Origin of the sequence: Streptomyces sp. NPDC056169, from assembly GCF_042268445.1 — a bacterium.
Taxonomy (GTDB): Bacteria; Actinomycetota; Actinomycetes; order Streptomycetales; family Streptomycetaceae; genus Streptomyces.
The window spans coordinates 231,729-249,717 of the sequence record NZ_JBHJUO010000003.1 but is presented as its reverse complement, the minus strand read 5'-3'; the positions used below and the strand labels follow the sequence as shown (position 1 = coordinate 249,717).

Here is a 17,989-nt window from a genome sequence, read left to right as displayed (position 1 = left end):
TGGCCGAGTCGTTGCCTGAGCCGTCGTGGCGGCAGGAACGGGGCGCTCCGAGCCTCCCCCCTCGTGGCTCGGAGCGCCCTCGGTTCCCTACGCGGAGACCGCCTGTACAAGGCTAGTTGACTGTGCGTCAGTGTCCAATCACGGTAGCGACAGAGGCCTATCGACTTATTTATAGTTGGACGGTCCTGAGGCGCCGTCAGCCGGCCGCCTGAGTCGAACGGCCGCACGGCCGGGAGGGGGCGGACATGGATCTGGCCCTGCTGCGCACGTTCGTCACGGTGCACCGGGCCGGCTCCTTCACCCGCGCCGCCGCGCTCCTGGGACTCTCCCAGCCCGCCGTCACCAGCCAGATCCGGACCCTGGAGCGGCAGCTGGGCCGGCCGCTCTTCCTCAGGCAGGCGCGTGGGGTCACGCCGACCACGATCGGCGACGAACTCGCGCACCGCGCCGCACCCCATCTGGATGCCCTGGTCGAGATCGCCGAGACCGGCCTCGACGAGGTGAGCGGCGTCCGTACCCTCCATGTCGCCGGTCCCCCGGAGTTCACCGCGCTCCGCGCGCTGCCCGCGCTGACCCCGCTGGTCGGCCAGGGACTCGCCGTACGGGCCTCCTTCGCGGGCAACGCGGAGGAGATCCTCGACGGGCTCGCGGCCGGCCACCACGATCTGGCCCTCACGACCGCCCGCCCGCGCGGCGGCCTGTTCGTCGCCACTCCGCTCTGCGACGAGGAGCACGTGCTGGTCGCGGCCCCGCGCTGGGCGGCCCGGCTCGCCCCCGAAACGCTGCTCCGCAAGGGGGCGGTGGTCCTGGAGCAGCTTCCGGTGGTCGAGGTGCACGAGTCGCTGCCGTTCGTCTCCCGCTACTGGGCCGCCGTCTTCGAGACCAAGCCGGCGGCCGCCGCGACCGTGGTCGCCCCCGACCTGCGAGCCGTACGGGACTCCGCGGCCTCCGGCGCCGGTCTCGCCGTCCTGCCGCGCTATCTGTGCGAGGAGGCCTTGGAGCAGGGACGGCTCGTGGCGCTGCTCGACCCCCCGGTGCCCCCGCTGCGGACGTACTTCCTGGTCGTGCGGACCGGCACGCTCGCGCTGTCGCACATCGCGCGCGCCCACGAGGCCCTGTTGCGGTCCGCAGGGGACTGGTGAGTTTCAGGACACCGCGGACGGGCCATTTTCTTCCCATGACCGAACGGCCCGTGATCAAGCGCACCGCACGCGCCATCCTGCTCGACGGGGACGATCTCGTCCTCATCAAACGCACCAAGCCGGGGATGGATCCCTACTGGCTCACGCCCGGTGGTGGCGTGGAACCCTCCGACACCACGGTCGTCGAGGCCCTGCACCGCGAGGTGCACGAGGAACTCGGCGCCAAGATCACCGACGTGGTGCCCTGCTTCGTCGACACCGTCGAGCACATCGTCGACGGTGGGGTCTCCGGGGTGAAGGTCCAGCACTTCTTCGTGTGCCGGCTCGGCTCCATGGACCCGTCCCTGCGGCACGGCCCCGAGATCGACGAACCCGTCGGCGAGTACGAGATCGTCCGGGTGCCGTTCAGCCGGGTCGGCATCGCCGCCGTCCATCTCGTCCCCCTCTCCCTGCGCCACTACCTCGACGGCAACATCGAGGGGGTCCGCGCCATGCACGCGCCCGACCTGGGCTGATCGCCGCTCGCGGGGGTGAGTTCCGCCAGGAAGTCGTGCCGGATGCGGTCCGACGGCACCCCCGCTCCGCGCAGGGCGTCGACCCCGCGGCGGACCATGCCGAGCGGGCCCGAGAGGTAGGCGTCGCGCTCCTCCCAGGACCCGTAGCGGCAGACGGCGTCCGGGAGGCGCCCCTGCTCCTCCGTGACCGGGTGGACGGAGAGCCAGGGGAAGGTCTTCTGGAGGCGCAGCATCGTGTCGATGTCGTAGAGGCCGTGGCCGCTGCGCGCGCCGTAGAAGACGTCGACCGGCCGCCGGTCGCCGTGCTCGGCGACGTCCTCGACCAGGGCCTTGATCGGCGCGATCCCGGTGCCGCCGCCCAGACAGAGCAGTCCGCTGTCGGTGGAGTGGTCGACCGTCATGGAGCCGGCCGGAGCACCGAGGCGCAGCACGTCTCCGGGGCGCGCCTTGTGGACCAGGGCGTTGGACACCCAGCCTGCCGGGACCGCCTTGACGTGGAGGGTGAGCAGTCCGTCGGGCCGGGGCGCCGAGGCGAACGAGTAGTGGCGCCAGGTCCGGGGCCACCAGGGGGTCTCCAGTGTCGTGTACTGCCCCGCCAGGAACGGGTACGGCTGATCGGGCCGGAGAGTGACGACGGCGACGTCGGGGGTGCGGAGATCGTGGGAGACGACCTCGGCCTGCCACCAGGCGGGCGCGTGCTGCTCGTTCTCCGCCGCCGCGTCGATCATGATCTGGGAGATCGTCGTGTACGTACGGACCCAGGCCGCCTCGGTCTTCGCGTCCCAGCTCTCCGTGGCGTACCGGACCAGCGCACCGATGAGGGCCTCGCCGACGGCCGGGTAGTGGGCGGCCCTGGTGCCGTACTTCCGGTGCCCCTTGCCGAGGTTCTCCAGATACGCGGTGAGGACGGGGACGTCGTCCAGGTGCTCGGCCGCCGTCAGGAGGGCCTTCAGGAGCCTGTCCCGCTGGGTGTCCATGGCCGCGGGGAACATCTCGCGCAGCTCGGGGTTCCGGACGAAGAGCAGGGCGTAGAAGTACGAGGTCACCTGGTCGGCGACGGGGGCGATCTCCGCCAGGGTGCGGCGGACCAGGAACGCGTCGGGGGAGACCCCGTCAGGAGAGACCTCTTGGGCGGAGACCTCTTCGCGTATTCGGGCCTCCGTCCCGCCCGTCGTGGTGGTCGGAACATCCATCATGTGCCTCGCCTCGCGCTGGCCGGCTTCCGTGCCCGCAGCATGACGCTTCCGAGCACCGCTTCGGACGGAAAGCGGTGTTCTCGGGTCATAGGGCCGGGTTTCCGGCTAAGCTGCGCTGTTTCGGACCAAGTCGTAGGCCTCGCGCAGATCTCCGCCGGTGTAGCTGTGGCGGGAAAGCCCGGCGAGATGGTGGTCCGCGTTCACCGCCACGGTGTCCCGCACGATCGCGAAGAGCTCGGCGTCGGACATCGAGTCCCCGTAGGCCACGCAGTCGGACCACTCCACGCCGTACTCCGTGCAGAGCTCCCGGGCGATCCGTACCTTCGCCGCCGCGTCGAGGATGCCGGGCCGATGGATCGACTCGGTGAAGGGAACGGCGGGCCAGAGCGATCCGTGTGCCGTGTCGACGCCCCAGTCGAGCAGACGCTCGACGAAGAAGTCGGGCGAGAGGGAGATGACCGCACAGCGTTCACCCCGGGCCCGGATGTCGGCCCAGACCTCGCGGATGCCCGCCAGCCACGGCGCATCGTCGAAGGCGACGGCGACCTGCTCCGGGGTGAGCGTGGACCAGAGCTCGCGGGCCTGAACGGCGAACTCGGCCGGAGTGAGCCCCCGCAGAAACCCCTCCTCCAGCGCGGCGATCTCCTCCACGAGTCCCAGTTGCCGGGAGATCTCCACGGCGGCGGCCGAACCTCGGATCAGCGTGCCGTCGAGGTCGAAGAGGTGCAGTCTGCCGCGTCGGGATTCCATGGATTCACTCGGTTTCACGTGAAACATCGTCCGCATCCCAGCGGAGGGAATCAACGCTTCCTCGGGTAATCGGCCGGATCTCGTAAACCGGTGGACGGAAGATCACTGCTTCGGTCAGCCTGAAAGGCATGCCTGCATCTCCCTCCGCTCTCGCTCAGCTCCCCATCCGGCGCCTCACGGCGGACGACCTCCTCGCCTGCGCCGACCTCTCCGAGAACAGGGGGTGGCTGCGCGAGGAGTACAAGTGGGGCCATCTCCTCACCGCGGGCACCGGCTACGGCATCGACGACCCGTCCGGCACGGGGCTGGTCACCTGCTGCGTGGTCACCTCGTACGGGCCGGGGCTCGCCGCGATCGGCATGGTGCTCGTCGCCGAGGCGTACGCGCGCCAGGGGGTGGGGCGCCGGCTCATGCAGCACGTCCTGGCGGAGAACGGCGACACCCCGCTCACCCTGTACGCCACGGCCAACGGGCAGCCCCTGTACGAGCAGCTGGGCTTCATCGAGACGAGCCGGGCCGAGATGGTGCGCGGGCGGTTCAGTTTCACCACGCCCGCCCCGGACGTCCCCGTCCGCCCGGCGACCGCGGAGGACCTCCGGGCGATCCTGCGCCTGGACCGCGAGGTCTTCGGCCTCGACCGCACGCACATCCTCACGCGGCTGCCCGCGTTCGCGGACCATCTCCGGGTCGCGGAGGAAGACGGCGAGATCACCGGCTTCGCAGCGGCCTGGCCCAACATGGACACGCATGTCGTCGGACCGCTGATCGCCAAGGACCCGGCCACGGCCCAGGCGCTGATCGCCTCCCTGGCCGCCGCCACCGACCGGCCGCTGCGCACGGACATCGACGTGCGCCACACGACGCTGCTGAGCTGGGCGAAGGAGAACGGCATCGACTCGATCGCCACCACCTCCGTGATGGTCCGCTCCCTCCCCGACCTCCCTGGCGACTGGCGCCGGCGCTTCGCTCCGCTGACCGTCGCGGCGGGCTAGCGGGTGTCTTGTCGATCGGGCCGGATCAGGGTCGGACAGGCCCTGGCCTCGGCGCCGACGCGAACCCCGGACAGATTTACTTGCAGACGCGCATTATTGCGTTGCATCGTCTACCCTGGTTCGTGAGCCGCTCCGGCGCCGAGGAGAGACCGAGGAGAGACCATGACCGCGACGGACCCCGCACTGACCGCACTCTCCCAGCGCTGGTGCGCCCTCTCCCTGCTGCACGGCAGGATCGAGGCCCACATCGAGCGCGCCCTGGAGTCCGGTCACGGTCTGAGCGTCCGTGAGTACTCGCTCCTCGACGTCCTCAGCCGGCAGCACAGCGGCCCGGGCGGTCACCTCCAGATGAAGCAGGTCGCCGACGCCGTCGTGCTGAGCCAGAGCGCCACCACCCGGCTCGTCACCCGGCTCGAGGACCGCGGCCTGCTCACCCGGTACCTCTGTGCCACCGACCGGCGCGGCATCTACACCGATGTCACCGAAGCCGGCCTGAAGCTCCTCGAAGAAGCCCGCCCCACCAATGACAGCGCGCTGCGCGAGGCCCTCGACGAGGCCGCGAAGAACCCGGAGCTGGCCCCGCTGGTCCAGGTCGTGGAGGGCGTGACCGTCACCGTCTGACCCGACGGAGAGGGCAGCCGCGGCCGAGCGTGCGTACGCTGCGGGGCATGAGCGATCTTGATATACGCCCCGCCGTCTCCGCCGACCTGGCGGCCATCGTGGCGATGCTCGCCGACGACCCGCTGGGTGCCCAGCGCGAGTCCCCCGGCGACCTCACCCCGTACCTCACCGCCTTCGAGCGCCTCGCGAACGACCCCCACCAGCACGTCGTCGTGGCGGTCCGCGGGGAGAAGGTCGTCGGCACACTCCAGCTGACGGTGATCCCCGGGCTCTCCCGCCGGGGCACCACCCGCTCGATCATCGAGGGCGTCCGCATCCACGCCGACGAGCGCGGCAGCGGGCTCGGGACGCAGCTCATCGAGTGGGCCGTCGAGGAGTCCGGCCGCCAGGGCTGCGGACTGGTCCAGCTGACCTCCGACGTCACCCGCACCGACGCCCACCGCTTCTACGAGCGGCTCGGCTTCGAGGCCTCCCACGTGGGCTTCAAGAAGAACCTCTGAGGCCGCCCCACGGGCGGACAGCCGGCGGACAGCGCGCCGGGCAACGACCCGGCGCGCTGTTTCACGTGAAACACCAGAGGGAGACCGCGGGGACGACCACCGGCCGGACGGCTCAGAGGCCGCGCCAGCCCGCCTCGTCCACCCCGCCCGGTACCACGTCCCCCGGCTCGTACGGCTCCCGGGTGAAGACGAAGGACCCCAGGTCGAGGTGGCTCACACTGCCGTCGGGCCGCCGCACCGCCCGGAGCGTCTCTCCCGTGTAGTAGCCGTTGAGCCCGACCCAGCCGCCCTCGGGCAGCGCCCGGAAGCGAGCCCGCCGCCCTGCTCCCCTCAGCGGCTCCAGGACCACGGAACGCTCGGGCCCGAGCCGGAGCCCGTAGGAGTACGTGCCCCAGTACCAGGGCCCCGTCAGGGACAGCAGCTCCTCGTCGACCTCGGCTTCCGGAAGGGGCCGCCAGGGCTCCGGGAACCTCGGCTCGGCGTCCGCCACGATCCGCACGAGATCGGCCGCCACGGCTGCCGTCAGCGGCCCGGACGTGGCATTGGCGAGGGCGATCCCCGCCAGGCCGTCCTCCACGCTCACCCACAGGCAGGCGACGAAGCCCGGCAGCGAGCCGGTGTGGCCGATCAGCGTCCGGCCGTCCCTGCGCAGCAGCTGGAGGCCGAGCCCGTAACCGCCCTCCCAGTCGCCCTCACCGGCGGGGGAGGCGGGAGCCCGCATCTCCTCCACGGAAGACGCCACGAGCACCCGCTCGTCGCCCGCCGCGAGGAACACGGCGAACCGGCCGAGGTCCGCCGCCGTCGACCACAGCTGTCCGGCCGGCGCCATCAGCCCCAGGTCCTCGGACGGCTCGGGCAGCATCACGTCGGCCCAGGGGTGCACCGCCCAGCCGCCCGCGTGCGGGGCGACCGGGTCGAGCGTCGTACGGCTCATCCCCAACGGCTCCAGGATCTCGCGCCGCAGCGCCTCCCCCCAGGAGACCCCCCGCACCTCCTCGATGAGCGAACCGAGCAGGGTGTAGCCGGGGTTGGAGTAATGGAAGCCGCGCCCCGGGGTCCGCAGCGAGGGCTTCTCCCCCAGGACGTCGGAGAGCTCCGGGCGCAGCGCGGCGGAGGACCGCTCCCACCACTGGCCGGGCGTCTCGGCCGCGAGGCCACCACTGTGGCCGAGGAGCTGAGCGATCGTCACCTCGCCGACGCCCGTCCCCTTGAGGTGGCGCTCCAGCGGATCGTCGAGGTCGAGCAGTCCCTCGTCCCTCAGCCGCATCACGAGCACGGCGGTGAACACCTTGGTGAGGGAGCCGATCCTGAACTGTGTGTCGTCGTCGGGCGCGTGCCCGTCCACGCAGCTGCGCGAACCGCTCCACACCAGTGCTCCGTCACGGACCACCGCCCCGACGAAGGAGGGCGCTCGGCCCTCGGACTGGGCGACCGCCACGCGGTGCAGCAGGGCCCGCTCGGTACCGGGCAACAGAGCCTCGAAAGATGTCGTCATAGATCCCATCCAACGCGATGTCACATACGAAGCTTCCCGATCCGTCCCATGAGCATCACCGGATCGGAAGGGAGCACGGACATGAGGGTTCTGCTGGCAGGAGCGAGCGGCGCACTGGGCCGGAGCGCCGCCCGGCAGCTGACCGCTGCCGGACACGAGGTCGCGGGGCTCGGGCGGGGCGCCACGAACACGGTGCGCGCCGACCTCCTGGACGCCGACGCGGTCCTCAGGGCCGTGGACGGGCTCGCCTTCGACGCCGTCGTCCACGCGGCGACCGCACTCAAGGGCGAGTCGATGGCACGCCACCAGAGCATGGTGCCGACCAACGCCCTGCGGACCCGGGGCACCGAGAACCTCCTCGCCGCCGCCCGCGCGACCGGCGCCCGCCGGTTCGTGGTCGAGTCGATGATGTTCGGCTACGGGTACGGGGATCACGGCACCGGCCTGATCACCGAGGAGAACACCCCTTTCGGCCCACGCGGCACCAACGCCTGGCTGGAGCGCCACGTCGGCGCCATGCGCGCCAAGGAGCGGCTGGCCTTCACCGCGGAGGGACTGGAGACGATCAGCCTGCGCTTCGGCTTCTTCTACGGCGCGGGGGTCACTGACACCGACATGCTCCCCCTCCTGCGCAAGCGCTCCCTGCCCGTGGTCGCCGACCACGGACGCGCCCTGTCCTGGGTGGACGTCGACGACGCGGCGCGGGCCGTCGTCCTCGCCGTCGGGAGCGGCACCCCGGGCCAGGCCTACAACATCGCCGACCGCACCCCGCTCCCCTTCGGCAGGCACCTCCAGGAGGTCGCCGCGGCCTTCGGCGCCCCCAAGCCCCTGCGGGTCCCGCTCTGGCTGCTCAAGCCGGCTCCCCTGGCCCACACGGCCATGACCTCCCAGCTGCGCCTCGACGCGAGCAAGGCCGAACGGGAACTCGGCTGGTCGCCCACCCACGACGACAGCCTGGCGGGCGTACGGGCCCTCGCCTCCGCCCACCCCACGACCGTCTGAGGCAAACGTCCCGCCCTTCTCGGCGCCCTCATCCGGCGGAAGCCCAGGTCCGACGGCATCCCACCCGGACGGGGGAGGCGGCGTGCGGCCTCCGGTCAGGTCTGGGCCATGTCGACGAAGCGCGAGTAGTGGCCCTGGAAGGCCACGGTGATGGTGGCCGTCGGGCCGTTACGGTGCTTGCCCACGATGATGTCCGCCTCGCCGGCCCGCGGGGACTCCTTCTCGTAGGCGTCCTCGCGGTGCAGCAGGATCACCATGTCGGCGTCCTGCTCGATCGAGCCGGACTCACGCAGGTCGGAGACCATCGGCTTCTTGTCGGTGCGCTGCTCGGGGCCACGGTTCAGCTGGGAGAGCGCGATCACGGGCAGCTCCAGCTCCTTGGCGAGGAGCTTGAGGTTTCGCGACATGTCGGAGACTTCCTGCTGACGGCTCTCCTGCCGCTTCGAGCCGCCCGACTGCATCAGCTGCAGGTAGTCGATGATCACGAGCTTGAGGCCGTTGCGCTGCTTGAGCCGTCGGCACTTCGCCCGGATCTCCATCATCGACAGGTTCGGGGAGTCGTCGATGTACAGGGGCGCCTGGGAGACGTCGGGCATGCGGCGGGCGAGGCGCGTCCAGTCCTCGTCGGTCATCGTGCCGGAGCGCATGTGGTGGAGCGCGACCCGGGCCTCCGCCGAGAGCAGACGCATCGCGATCTCGTTGCGGCCCATTTCGAGGGAGAAGATGACGCTGGGCAGGTTGTGCTTGATGGAGGCCGCCCGGGCGAAGTCCAGGGCGAGGGTCGACTTACCCATGGCGGGACGGGCCGCGATGATGATCATCTGGCCGGGGTGCAGGCCGTTGGTGAGCGAGTCGAGGTCGGTGAAGCCGGTCGGCACACCCGTCATCTCGCCGCTGCGGGAGCCGATCGCCTCGATCTCGTCGAGGGCCCCCTCCATGATGTCGCCGAGCGGCAGGTAGTCCTCGGTGGTGCGCTGCTCGGTGACCGCGTAGATCTCGGCCTGGGCCGAGTTCACGATCTCGTCGACGTCTCCGTCGGCCGCGTAGCCCATCTGCGTGATCTTGGTGCCGGCCTCCACGAGGCGGCGCAGGACGGCGCGCTCGTGGACGATCTCGGCGTAGTACGAGGCGTTGGCCGCGGTCGGTACCGACTGGACCAGGGTGTGGAGGTAGGAGGCGCCGCCGACACGGGTGATCTCGCCGCGCTTGGTGAGCTCGGCGCCGACCGTGATGGGGTCGGCCGGCTCGCCCTTGGCGTAGAGGTCGAGGATCGCGGCGTAGACGGTCTCGTGGGCGGGCTTGTAGAAGTCGTTGCCCTTGATGATCTCCACGACGTCCGCGATGGCGTCCTTGGAGAGCAGCATGCCGCCGAGGACGGACTGCTCGGCGTCGAGGTCCTGCGGGGGGACGCGCTCGAATCCGGAGAGTCCGCCGTCCCACGGGCCGTCGCTGCCGCGCTCGTGCTGGTCATCACGCCCGCGGCCCCGGCCGCGTCCTTCTCCCCGGGTACGGGTGGGCAGCCGGTCACTCGGTCCGCCGTCGGCCCAAGGGTCGTCCATGGGCTCGGGAACGCTCACCAAGCCACCTCCTCCCGTCCGCTCCGCGGACCTCGCCGTGCCACTCTTTCTTACGCCACGGCCTTCAACAACAAGTGGCTTTGCGACCGCTGCTGGCGCGTCGGGCGCCGGACCACGGTAGGCCCGCGAGGGGCGTCAGCCAATCTGGTTATCCACAGGGCCTGTGGGTGAACGGCCAGATGCTGTGGAGAACTCCCCGGATCCTGTGCACGGAGCGGGGGACAGCCATGTGGACAAACTCATAGCACCCCTAGCTCCACCCATCTGACCTGCACCTTCTCCATCCACGGCCTGTGGGGGAGAAAAAGTTTTCCACCCGGCCCAAGATCAGAACAAACGGCCCACACCCGAAGCCCCGCTCCCCCAAGAAGTAAGAGTCTCTAATGCATTGCATCTCTTACCTGTGGAAGATTAGATTGACCCCATGATCCAGGCCCCCGCGACCTCCAAGGCCGTCCGCCGACAGCACGACCGCGAGATCGTCTCCCTCGCCCTGCCGGCCTTCGGTGCTCTCGTCGCCGAGCCGCTCTTCCTCATGGTCGACAGCGCCATCGTCGGCCACCTCGGTACCCCCCAGCTCGCGGGTCTCGCGATCGCCGCCACCCTGCTGTCCACCGCCGTCAGCGTCTTCGTCTTCCTCGCCTATGCGACCACGGCGGCCGTCGCCCGGCGCGTCGGCGCGGGCGACCTCCCGGCCGCCATCCGACAGGGCATGGACGGCATCTGGCTCGCTCTCCTCCTCGGCGCCGGCGTCGTCGCCCTGACCCTGCCCACGGCCCCCTGGCTCGTCGACGTCTTCGGCGCCTCCGACACCGCCGCCTCGTACGCCGTCACCTATCTGCGGATCTCCAGCCTCGGCATCCCCGCCATGCTGGTCGTCCTGGCCGCCACCGGCGTCCTGCGGGGCCTCCAGGACACCCGTACACCGCTCTACGTGGCCATCGGCGGCTTCGCGGTCAACGGGGCGCTCAACGTCGGGCTGGTCTACGGCGCCGGCCTGGGGATCGCCGGCTCGGCCTGGGGCACGGTCATCGCCCAGTGCGGCATGGCCGCCGCCTACCTCGTCGTGGTCGTCCGGGGCGCCCGCCGCCACGGTGCCTCCCTCCGCCCCGACACGGCCGGCATCCGGGCCTCCGCCCAGGCCGGCGCCCCGCTGCTGGTCCGTACGCTCTCGCTCCGCGCGGTCCTGATGATCGCCACCGCCGTCGCCGCCCGTATGGGTGACGCCGAGGTCGCCGCCCACCAGATCATCCTGTCCCTGTGGAGCCTGATGGCCTTCGCCCTCGACGCGATCGCCATCGCGGGCCAGGCCATCATCGGCCGCTATCTCGGCGCGAACGACGCCGACGGCGCACGCCAGGTCTGCCGTCGCATGGTCCAGTGGGGCGTGCTCTCCGGAGTCGTGCTCGGCGCGCTCCTGATCGTCGCCCGCCCCCTGTTCGTCCCGCTCTTCACCAGCGACACCACCGTCCAGGACACCCTGCTCCCCGCTCTGCTGGTGGTCGCGCTGTCCCAGCCGATCTCCGGGGTCGTCTTCGTCCTCGACGGCGTCCTCATGGGCGCGGGCGACGGCCCCTATCTGGCCTGGGCCATGCTGCTGACCCTCGCGGTCTTCGCCCCCGTCGCCCTGCTCGTTCCGGTGCTCGGTGGCGGGCTGACCGCGCTCTGGTGGGCGATGACCCTGATGATGACCGTCCGGATGGTGACGCTCTGGCTGCGCTCGCGCTCCGGCCGCTGGATCGTCACAGGCGCCACGCGCTGACGGTTCCACGTCGACTGTTCCACGTGGAACCGACCGTTTCACGTGAAACAGCGGAAGGGCCGCACCCCAAGGGGTGCGGCCCTTCCTTACTGCTCAGCGCAGAGCGCCGGCGGCAGCGTTACGCGGCGACGATCTCGACGCCGAGCTTCACGGCAACGTCGGCGTGCAGACGCACGGACACCTGGTGCGAGCCCAGGGTCTTGATCGGCGAACCGAGCTCGACGCGACGCTTGTCGACGTCGGGGCCACCCGCGGCCTTGATCGCCGAGGCGATGTCGGCCGGGGTCACGGAGCCGAAGAGACGGCCGGCGTCGCCGGAGCGAACAGCCAGACGGACCTTCGTACCCTCGAGCTGGGCCTTGATCTGGTTGGCCTGCTCGATGGTCGCGATCTCGCGGATCTTGCGGCCGCGGCGGATCTGCGCCACGTCCTGCTCGCCACCCTTGGTCCAGCGGATCGCGAAACCACGCGGGACCAGGTAGTTGCGAGCGTAGCCGTCCTTGACGTCGACGACGTCGCCGGCGGCGCCGAGGCCAGAGACCTCGTGGGTCAGGATGATCTTCATTTTTCGGTCACCCTTTCCTTATCGCGCGGTGGACGTGTAGGGCAGCAGCGCCATCTCACGGCTGTTCTTGACGGCCGTGGCGACGTCACGCTGGTGCTGCGTGCAGTTGCCGGTAACGCGGCGGGCACGGATCTTGCCACGGTCGGAAATGAACTTCCGCAGCATGTTCGTGTCCTTGTAGTCCACGTACGCGGTCTTGTCCTTGCAGAACGCGCAGACCTTCTTCTTAGGCTTGCGCACAGGCGGCTTCGCCATGGTGTTTCTCCTGTGTGATCAAGAAGTGGGGATACGAGCTACCTCGAGGGCGTGTGCCCTAGAAGGGAGGCTCGTCCGAGTAGCCGCCGCCGGAGTTCCCACCCCAGCCGCCGCCTCCGCCGCCCTGCTGGCCGCCGGAACCGCCGGAACCGCCAGAAGGAGCACCGGTCGCCCACGGGTCGTCGGCGGGAGCACCGCCGCCACCCTGCGGGGCACCGCCGCCGGAGTTTCCACCCCAGCTGCCGCCGCCCTGCTGCTGGCCACCGCCGCCGTAGCCGCCCTGACCACCGCGACCAGTGGTCTTGGTGACCTTGGCCGTGGCGTTCTTGAGGCTGGGGCCGACTTCCTCGACGTCCAGCTCGTAGACCGTGCGCTTGACGCCCTCACGGTCCTCATAGGACCGCTGCTTCAGCCGGCCCTGCACGACAACGCGCATGCCTCGCTGAAGCGACTCGGCGACGTTCTCCGCCGCCTGACGCCAGACCGAGCAGGTGAGGAAGAGGCTTTCGCCGTCCTTCCACTCGTTGGTCTGACGGTCGAAGGTGCGGGGGGTGGACGCGATACGGAACTTCGCGACCGCCGCACCGGACGGGGTGAAGCGCAGCTCGGGGTCGTCGACAAGATTGCCGACGACCGTGATGACGGTCTCGCCTGCCATGGGGGAACCTCTCGGCGGGATTGCTTCTGGCTGCTTGTAGCTACTCGAACCCGATGACCTCTGAGCTAGAAGCTCAGTGGGTCTCGGGGCGGAGGACCTTGGTCCGGAGGACCGACTCGTTCAGGTTCATCTGGCGGTCGAGCTCCTTGACGACCGCAGGCTCGGCCTGCAGGTCGATGACCGAGTAGATGCCCTCGGGCTTCTTCTTGATCTCGTACGAGAGACGACGACGGCCCCAGGTGTCGACCTTCTCGACCTTTCCGTTGCCCTCACGGACGACGGAGAGGAAGTTCTCGATCAGGGGGGCGACAGCGCGCTCCTCCAGATCGGGGTCGAGGATGACCATCACCTCGTAGTGACGCATGTGGAACCCACCTCCTTTGGACTCAGCGGCCACGGTCGTTCCGTGGCAGGAGGGTCGTGATGCGTAAACAACGGTATCCGCCACCACTGACAATCCCCCTCGGCGAACGAGGGTCACTGTCGGATCCAGGACGGACCAGGGCAGACACCGGTGCAGACCGTACAGAGTACCTGCACATCGGCCTCCGGTTGAAATTCACTGGTGAGGGGACGCAATCTGTACACAACGGATGTCGGCGGCGCTAAGATGCGCCGCCTTCCGCCAGGCACGCCAGGAGGTGCCCTCATGGCACAGGCAATGCGACCCGACCCCGGCCACTCCCTCTTCGCGACCGACGGCAAGCCACACCCGCTCCAGGACACGCTGCTCGCCGTGACCCTGGTGCTGGGCGTGCTCTCCTTCGTCACCGCCCAGTTCGACAACCTCCACCTGCTGAGTTCCTGGACGGGGCTGATCGGCATCCTGACCGGGGCGTACGGACAGTTCATCTCCGTGACGACCCGCGAGCGCTTCGCCCTGGTCGTCGGACTCGGTCTGGCGGCGGTGGGCTTCTACCTCGGCATGGCACACGGCGGTCTCTTCGGAGGCGTCATCAGCTACTGAGTCCGGCGGCACGTCAGGGCGGGCCCAGCGGCACGTCAGGGCGTACACGCCCATCCGGGGCGCTCCTCGGTCACAGTAGGCTTCGGCGCGAGAGCCGGAGCCCCTGACCGATGGGGACACACCTGCCGAGGAGCGCCCCGCATGAGCCTGACCCTGAGGACCATCAGCCGTGAGCAGCATCTGGGATTCATCCAGAGCCAGCCCGCGGCGAGCCACTGCCAGGTCCCGGCGTGGGCTGATGTGAAGACCGAGTGGCGCTCGGAGAACCTCGGTTGGTTCGACAAGAACGGCGAACTCGTCGGCGCCGGCCTGGTGCTCTACCGCCAGCTCCCGAAGATCAAGCGCTACCTCGCCTACCTGCCCGAGGGCCCGGTCATCAACTGGCACGCGCCCAACCTCGACGACTGGCTGCAGCCGATGCTGGCGCACCTCAAGCAGCAGGGCGCCTTCTCGGTGAAGATGGGCCCGCCCGTCGTCATCCGCCGCTGGGACGCGGCCGCCATCAAGTCCGGCATCCAGGACCCGGACGTGAAGCGCCTCAAGGACGTCGAGGCCACCCACATCGAGCCGCGCGCCTTCGAGGTCGCGGACCGGCTGCGGAAGATGGGCTGGCAGCAGGCCGAGGACGGCGGCGCCGGCTTCGGTGACGTCCAGCCCCGCTACGTCTTCCAGGTCCCCCTCGCGAACCGCTCGCTCGACGACGTCCTCAAGGGCTTCAACCAGCTGTGGCGCCGCAACATCAAGAAGGCCGAGAAGGCCGGCGTCGAGGTCGTCCAGGGCGGCTACGAGGACCTGGCCGAGTGGCAGCGGCTCTACGAGATCACGGCCGTCCGTGACCACTTCCGGCCGCGCCCGCTCTCGTACTTCCAGCGCATGTGGACCGTCCTCAACAACGAGGACCCCAACCGCATGCGGCTCTACTTCGCCCGTCACAACGGCGTGAACCTGTCCGCCGCGACGATGCTCGTCGTCGGCGGGCACGTCTGGTACTCCTACGGTGCCTCCGACAACATCGGCCGCGAGGTCAGGCCCTCGAACGCGATGCAGTGGCGGATGCTGCGGGACGCCTACGCGATGGGCGCGACCGTCTACGACCTGCGGGGCATCTCGGACTCGCTCGACGAGACCGACCACCTCTTCGGGCTCATCCAGTTCAAGGTGGGCACGGGCGGCGAGGCCGTCGAGTACGTCGGCGAGTGGGACTTCCCGCTGAACAAGCTGCTGCACAAGGCGCTCGACATCTACATGTCCCGCCGCTGAGCGGCGTCGCTTCGGCGACGGTTCCGTAGTCTCGTACATATCTTTGACACACCGCTGCCACCAGAAAGGTTCCGGGCCGGCCATGGCGCTCTCCCTCTACGTCGACACCGCTCGCTGGCGCGCGCACCAGAAGACGGTCATCGACCAGTTCCCCGGTCTGATCCCGGTCTGCAAGGGCAACGGCTACGGATTCGGGCACGAGCGCCTCGCCGACGAGGCCGCCCGCTTCGGCGCCGACATGCTCGCGGTCGGCACGACCTACGAAGCCGCGCGCATCAAGGACTGGTTCAGCGGCGACCTGCTGGTCCTCACGCCCTTCCGCCGGGGTGAGGAACCCGTTCCGCTGCCCGACCGGGTCATCCGCTCCGTGTCCTCCGTGGACGGCGTCCACGCCCTGGTGGGCGCCCGCGTCGTGATCGAGTGCATGAGCTCGATGAAGCGGCACGGCGTCCACGAGGAGGAGCTCCACCAGCTCCACTCCGCCATCGAGGACGTGCGTCTCGAGGGCTTCGCCCTCCACCTCCCGCTGGACCGCCCGGACGGCACGGACGCCGTCGAGGAGGTCATCGCCTGGATGGACCGCCTGCGGGCCGCCCGCCTGCCGCTGCACACCATGTTCGTGAGCCACCTGCGGGCCGCGGAACAGGCCCGGCTCCAGCAGCAGTTCCCGCAGACCCGCTTCCGCGCGCGGATCGGCACCCGGCTCTGGCTGGGCGACCACGAGGCGACCGAGTACCGGGGCGCCGTCCTCGACGTGACCCGGGTCGCCAAGGGGGACCGTTTCGGCTACCGCCAGCAGAAGGCCGCGTCGGACGGCTGGCTGGTCGTCGTCGCCGGCGGCACCTCGCACGGCGTGGGTCTGGAGGCCCCCAAGGCGATGCACGGCGTGATGCCGCGCGCCAAGGGCGTCGCCCGGGCCGGTCTGGCCACGGTCAACCGGAACTTGTCGCCCTTCGTGTGGGCGGGCAAGCAGCGCTGGTTCGCCGAGCCGCCGCACATGCAGGTGTCGATCCTGTTCGTGCCCTCCGACGCCCAGGAGCCCCGCGTCGGCGACGAGCTGGTGGCGCACCTGCGCCACACCACGACGCAGTTCGACCGGCTCGTGGAGCGCTGAGCCGGCCGAGCACGTTCACCCCCGGGGTTCCGGTTCCGGTTCCGCGGGGGTGCTCCAGCCCACTTCTCGGTCCTCGCCGGGCGTGCCCCATTCCACCCGCGGCCCCTCCACCGCCGGCGCGGCGTGCCGGGCCGGGTGCGCCGCCCTGCCCGTGACGAAGACGTCCTCCGCGCCGTCCAGGACGCCCCCCGAGGGGTCGTCCGAGCCGTCCTGCCGGACCGGGTCCTTCTCGGGCGTGAGGATGTCGCGTACGACCATGACGCACAGGTACAGCGTGCCGAGCAGGTGCAGGACGATCGCGAACTGGTAGCCGTCGACCGGCAGTCCCTGCTTGTTGTTGCCGCTGTTCATGAACGCCAGGTACATCCAGATGCCCAGGAAGTACATGACCTCGCACGCCTGCCAGATCAGGAAGTCGCGCCAGCGCGGCCGGGCGAGGGCCGCGAGCGGGACGAGCCACAGCACGTACTGCGGCGAGTAGACCTTGTTGGTCAGGACGAACGCGGCGACGACCAGGAACGCCAGCTGGACGAAGCGGGGCCTGCGGGGAGCGTTGAACGCCAGGAAGCCGAGGGCGACCACCGCGATCACCATGAGCATCAGCGCGTACAGGTTGGCCTTCTCCGGCGGGATCGAGGTGCCCGTCCGCTGGCTGACCAGCAGCCAGACCGAACCGAAGTCGACGTTCCGGTCGCGGCTGAAGAAGTAGAACTGCTTCCACCCCTCGGGGGCCATCAGCATCACGGGCAGGTTCACGACCAGCCACGCGCCGACGGCGCCGAGCACGGCCGTCCCGTACTCCCGCCACTTCCCCGCGCGCCAGCAGAGCAGCAGCAGCGGGACGAGGAGCAGTATCGGGTAGAACTTCGCGGCCGTGGCGAGGCCGAGCAGGATGCCGAAGCCGAGCGGCCGGCCGCGCGACCACAGGAGGATCGCGGCGGAGGTCAGCGCGACGGCCAGTATGTCCCAGTTGATCGTGGCGGTGAGCGCCACGGAGGGCGCCAGGGCGACCAGGAGGCCGTCCCAGGGGCGGTTCCGGTGGGTCCGCGCGACACAGACCGCGAGGACGGCCGCGCAGACCATCAGCATGCCCGCGTTGACCATCCAGAACGTCTGCTCGCGGTGGTCCATGGTGCCGCTGCCGGGCGTCAGCCAGGCCGCGACCTCCATGAAGAGGCCCGTCAGGACCGGGTACTCCAGAAACGGTATGTCGCCGGTCAGCCGGTCGAAGTAGGGCACCAGGCCGTCGGCGAACCCGCGCCCGGAGAAGAGGTGCGGGATGTCCGAGTAACAGGCGTGCGTGTACTGGGAGGTGGTGCCGCGGAACCAGGCCCAGTTGTAGCAGGGCAGTTTCTGCACCATGCCGAGGGCGAACATCCCGATGGCCACGAGGGCGATCACCCGCACCGGTGTGAACTGACTGCGGCCGGTCAGGGCACGGCGGCCGAAGGGGCCGCCGATCAGCTCGCTGCCCGCGGCGGCCACCTCGTCCCGGTGGGTGGGGATGACCGCCGGCGGGCCCTGCGGCCGGTCCTGCGGCTCGCGCGTCTTCTGGAGGCTCGGCATGGGGGACATCCTGCCGTACGTCCCTGGGAAAGCGGCGAGGGCCGCCGCGTCC

Annotated in this window: 19 protein-coding genes; 10 read left to right on the top strand and 9 right to left on the bottom strand. The window is 70.1% G+C overall.

The genetic code is table 11. The features are described from left to right. Positions 1-245 precede the first annotated feature (245 nt). A complete protein-coding gene (locus ACFC0G_RS06110; protein WP_376397925.1) occupies positions 246-1,142 on the top strand; it encodes a LysR family transcriptional regulator in 897 nt (298 codons plus the stop codon). Between the two features lie 35 nt (positions 1,143-1,177). After that, positions 1,178-1,657, top strand: a complete 480-nt coding sequence (locus ACFC0G_RS06105; RefSeq protein WP_376397922.1) for an NUDIX domain-containing protein — start codon at positions 1,178-1,180, stop codon at positions 1,655-1,657. Here the strand turns inward: ACFC0G_RS06105 and ACFC0G_RS06100 are convergent. Both ACFC0G_RS06100 and ACFC0G_RS06095 read right to left on the bottom strand, forming a co-directional pair. Then, positions 1,600-2,850 (bottom strand): globin domain-containing protein, encoded by a 1,251-nt coding sequence (locus tag ACFC0G_RS06100; RefSeq protein WP_376398456.1) that lies wholly within the window; start codon positions 2,848-2,850, stop codon positions 1,600-1,602. The two genes, ACFC0G_RS06105 and ACFC0G_RS06100, sit on opposite strands and share 58 nt — an antisense overlap. 108 nt (positions 2,851-2,958) lie before the next feature. Then, positions 2,959-3,630: an HAD family hydrolase gene (locus ACFC0G_RS06095; protein WP_376397919.1), complete on the bottom strand. Its 672-nt coding sequence runs from the start codon at positions 3,628-3,630 to the stop codon at positions 2,959-2,961. 101 nt (positions 3,631-3,731) lie between these two features. Between ACFC0G_RS06095 and ACFC0G_RS06090 the strand changes: the two genes are divergently transcribed. The 3 genes from ACFC0G_RS06090 (at position 3,732) to ACFC0G_RS06080 (ending at position 5,716) form a co-directional block, all read left to right on the top strand. Beyond that, the gene (locus tag ACFC0G_RS06090) at positions 3,732-4,595 is read left to right on the top strand and encodes a GNAT family N-acetyltransferase (protein ID WP_376397916.1); all 864 of its coding nucleotides are present in this window, start codon (positions 3,732-3,734) and stop codon (positions 4,593-4,595) included. 162 nt (positions 4,596-4,757) lie between these two features. Then, positions 4,758-5,216: a MarR family winged helix-turn-helix transcriptional regulator gene (locus ACFC0G_RS06085; RefSeq protein ID WP_376397913.1), complete on the top strand. Its 459-nt coding sequence runs from the start codon at positions 4,758-4,760 to the stop codon at positions 5,214-5,216. Between the two features lie 47 nt (positions 5,217-5,263). Then, positions 5,264-5,716 carry a GNAT family N-acetyltransferase gene (locus ACFC0G_RS06080; RefSeq protein ID WP_376397910.1) on the top strand — a complete coding sequence of 151 codons (453 nt, stop codon included), beginning with the start codon at positions 5,264-5,266 and terminating at the stop codon, positions 5,714-5,716. A gap of 112 nt (positions 5,717-5,828) precedes the next feature. Here the strand turns inward: ACFC0G_RS06080 and ACFC0G_RS06075 are convergent, their stop codons facing one another. Then, complete coding sequence (locus ACFC0G_RS06075) at positions 5,829-7,211, bottom strand: serine hydrolase domain-containing protein (RefSeq protein ID WP_376397907.1); 1,383 nt, start codon at positions 7,209-7,211, stop codon at positions 5,829-5,831. An 81-nt stretch (positions 7,212-7,292) separates the two neighbouring features. On the opposite strand from ACFC0G_RS06075, the gene ACFC0G_RS06070 reads away from it, so the two are divergent. After that, complete coding sequence (locus ACFC0G_RS06070; protein ID WP_376397904.1) at positions 7,293-8,213, top strand: NAD-dependent epimerase/dehydratase family protein; 921 nt, start codon at positions 7,293-7,295, stop codon at positions 8,211-8,213. Positions 8,214-8,308: 95 nt separating this feature from the next. Here the strand turns inward: ACFC0G_RS06070 and dnaB are convergent, their stop codons facing one another. Then, positions 8,309-9,790 carry a replicative DNA helicase gene (dnaB, locus tag ACFC0G_RS06065; RefSeq protein WP_376397901.1) on the bottom strand — a complete coding sequence of 494 codons (1,482 nt, stop codon included), beginning with the start codon at positions 9,788-9,790 and terminating at the stop codon, positions 8,309-8,311. A 424-nt stretch (positions 9,791-10,214) separates the two neighbouring features. Between dnaB and ACFC0G_RS06060 the strand changes: the two genes are divergently transcribed. Then, positions 10,215-11,552: an MATE family efflux transporter gene (locus tag ACFC0G_RS06060; protein ID WP_376397897.1), complete on the top strand. Its 1,338-nt coding sequence runs from the start codon at positions 10,215-10,217 to the stop codon at positions 11,550-11,552. 118 nt (positions 11,553-11,670) lie between these two features. Here the strand turns inward: ACFC0G_RS06060 and rplI are convergent, their stop codons facing one another. From rplI to rpsF, 4 genes are all read right to left on the bottom strand, one after another. Beyond that, positions 11,671-12,117 carry a 50S ribosomal protein L9 gene (gene rplI, locus ACFC0G_RS06055; protein ID WP_376397894.1) on the bottom strand — a complete coding sequence of 149 codons (447 nt, stop codon included), beginning with the start codon at positions 12,115-12,117 and terminating at the stop codon, positions 11,671-11,673. Positions 12,118-12,135: 18 nt separating this feature from the next. Beyond that, the gene (gene rpsR / locus ACFC0G_RS06050; RefSeq protein WP_005315025.1) at positions 12,136-12,372 is read right to left on the bottom strand and encodes a 30S ribosomal protein S18; all 237 of its coding nucleotides are present in this window, start codon (positions 12,370-12,372) and stop codon (positions 12,136-12,138) included. Between the two features lie 58 nt (positions 12,373-12,430). Further along, on the bottom strand, positions 12,431-13,030 hold the full coding sequence (locus ACFC0G_RS06045) for a single-stranded DNA-binding protein (RefSeq protein ID WP_056653712.1): 600 nt from the start codon (positions 13,028-13,030) through the stop codon (positions 12,431-12,433). A gap of 73 nt (positions 13,031-13,103) precedes the next feature. After that, positions 13,104-13,394, bottom strand: coding sequence for a 30S ribosomal protein S6 (gene rpsF / locus ACFC0G_RS06040; protein WP_005482942.1), 291 nt, complete (start codon positions 13,392-13,394; stop codon positions 13,104-13,106). 285 nt (positions 13,395-13,679) lie between these two features. Here rpsF and ACFC0G_RS06035 point away from each other — a divergent pair, with 285 nt between their 5' ends. From ACFC0G_RS06035 to ACFC0G_RS06025, 3 genes are all read left to right on the top strand, one after another. Then, complete coding sequence (locus ACFC0G_RS06035) at positions 13,680-13,997, top strand: hypothetical protein (protein WP_376397889.1); 318 nt, start codon at positions 13,680-13,682, stop codon at positions 13,995-13,997. A 141-nt stretch (positions 13,998-14,138) separates the two neighbouring features. Beyond that, on the top strand, positions 14,139-15,257 hold the full coding sequence (locus ACFC0G_RS06030; RefSeq protein ID WP_024760417.1) for a peptidoglycan bridge formation glycyltransferase FemA/FemB family protein: 1,119 nt from the start codon (positions 14,139-14,141) through the stop codon (positions 15,255-15,257). An 82-nt stretch (positions 15,258-15,339) separates the two neighbouring features. Further along, positions 15,340-16,371, top strand: a complete 1,032-nt coding sequence (locus tag ACFC0G_RS06025) for an alanine racemase (protein WP_376397886.1) — start codon at positions 15,340-15,342, stop codon at positions 16,369-16,371. 15 nt (positions 16,372-16,386) lie between these two features. Here the strand turns inward: ACFC0G_RS06025 and ACFC0G_RS06020 are convergent, their stop codons facing one another. Further along, a complete protein-coding gene (locus ACFC0G_RS06020; protein WP_376397883.1) occupies positions 16,387-17,937 on the bottom strand; it encodes a glycosyltransferase family 87 protein in 1,551 nt (516 codons plus the stop codon). Positions 17,938-17,989 lie beyond the last annotated feature (52 nt).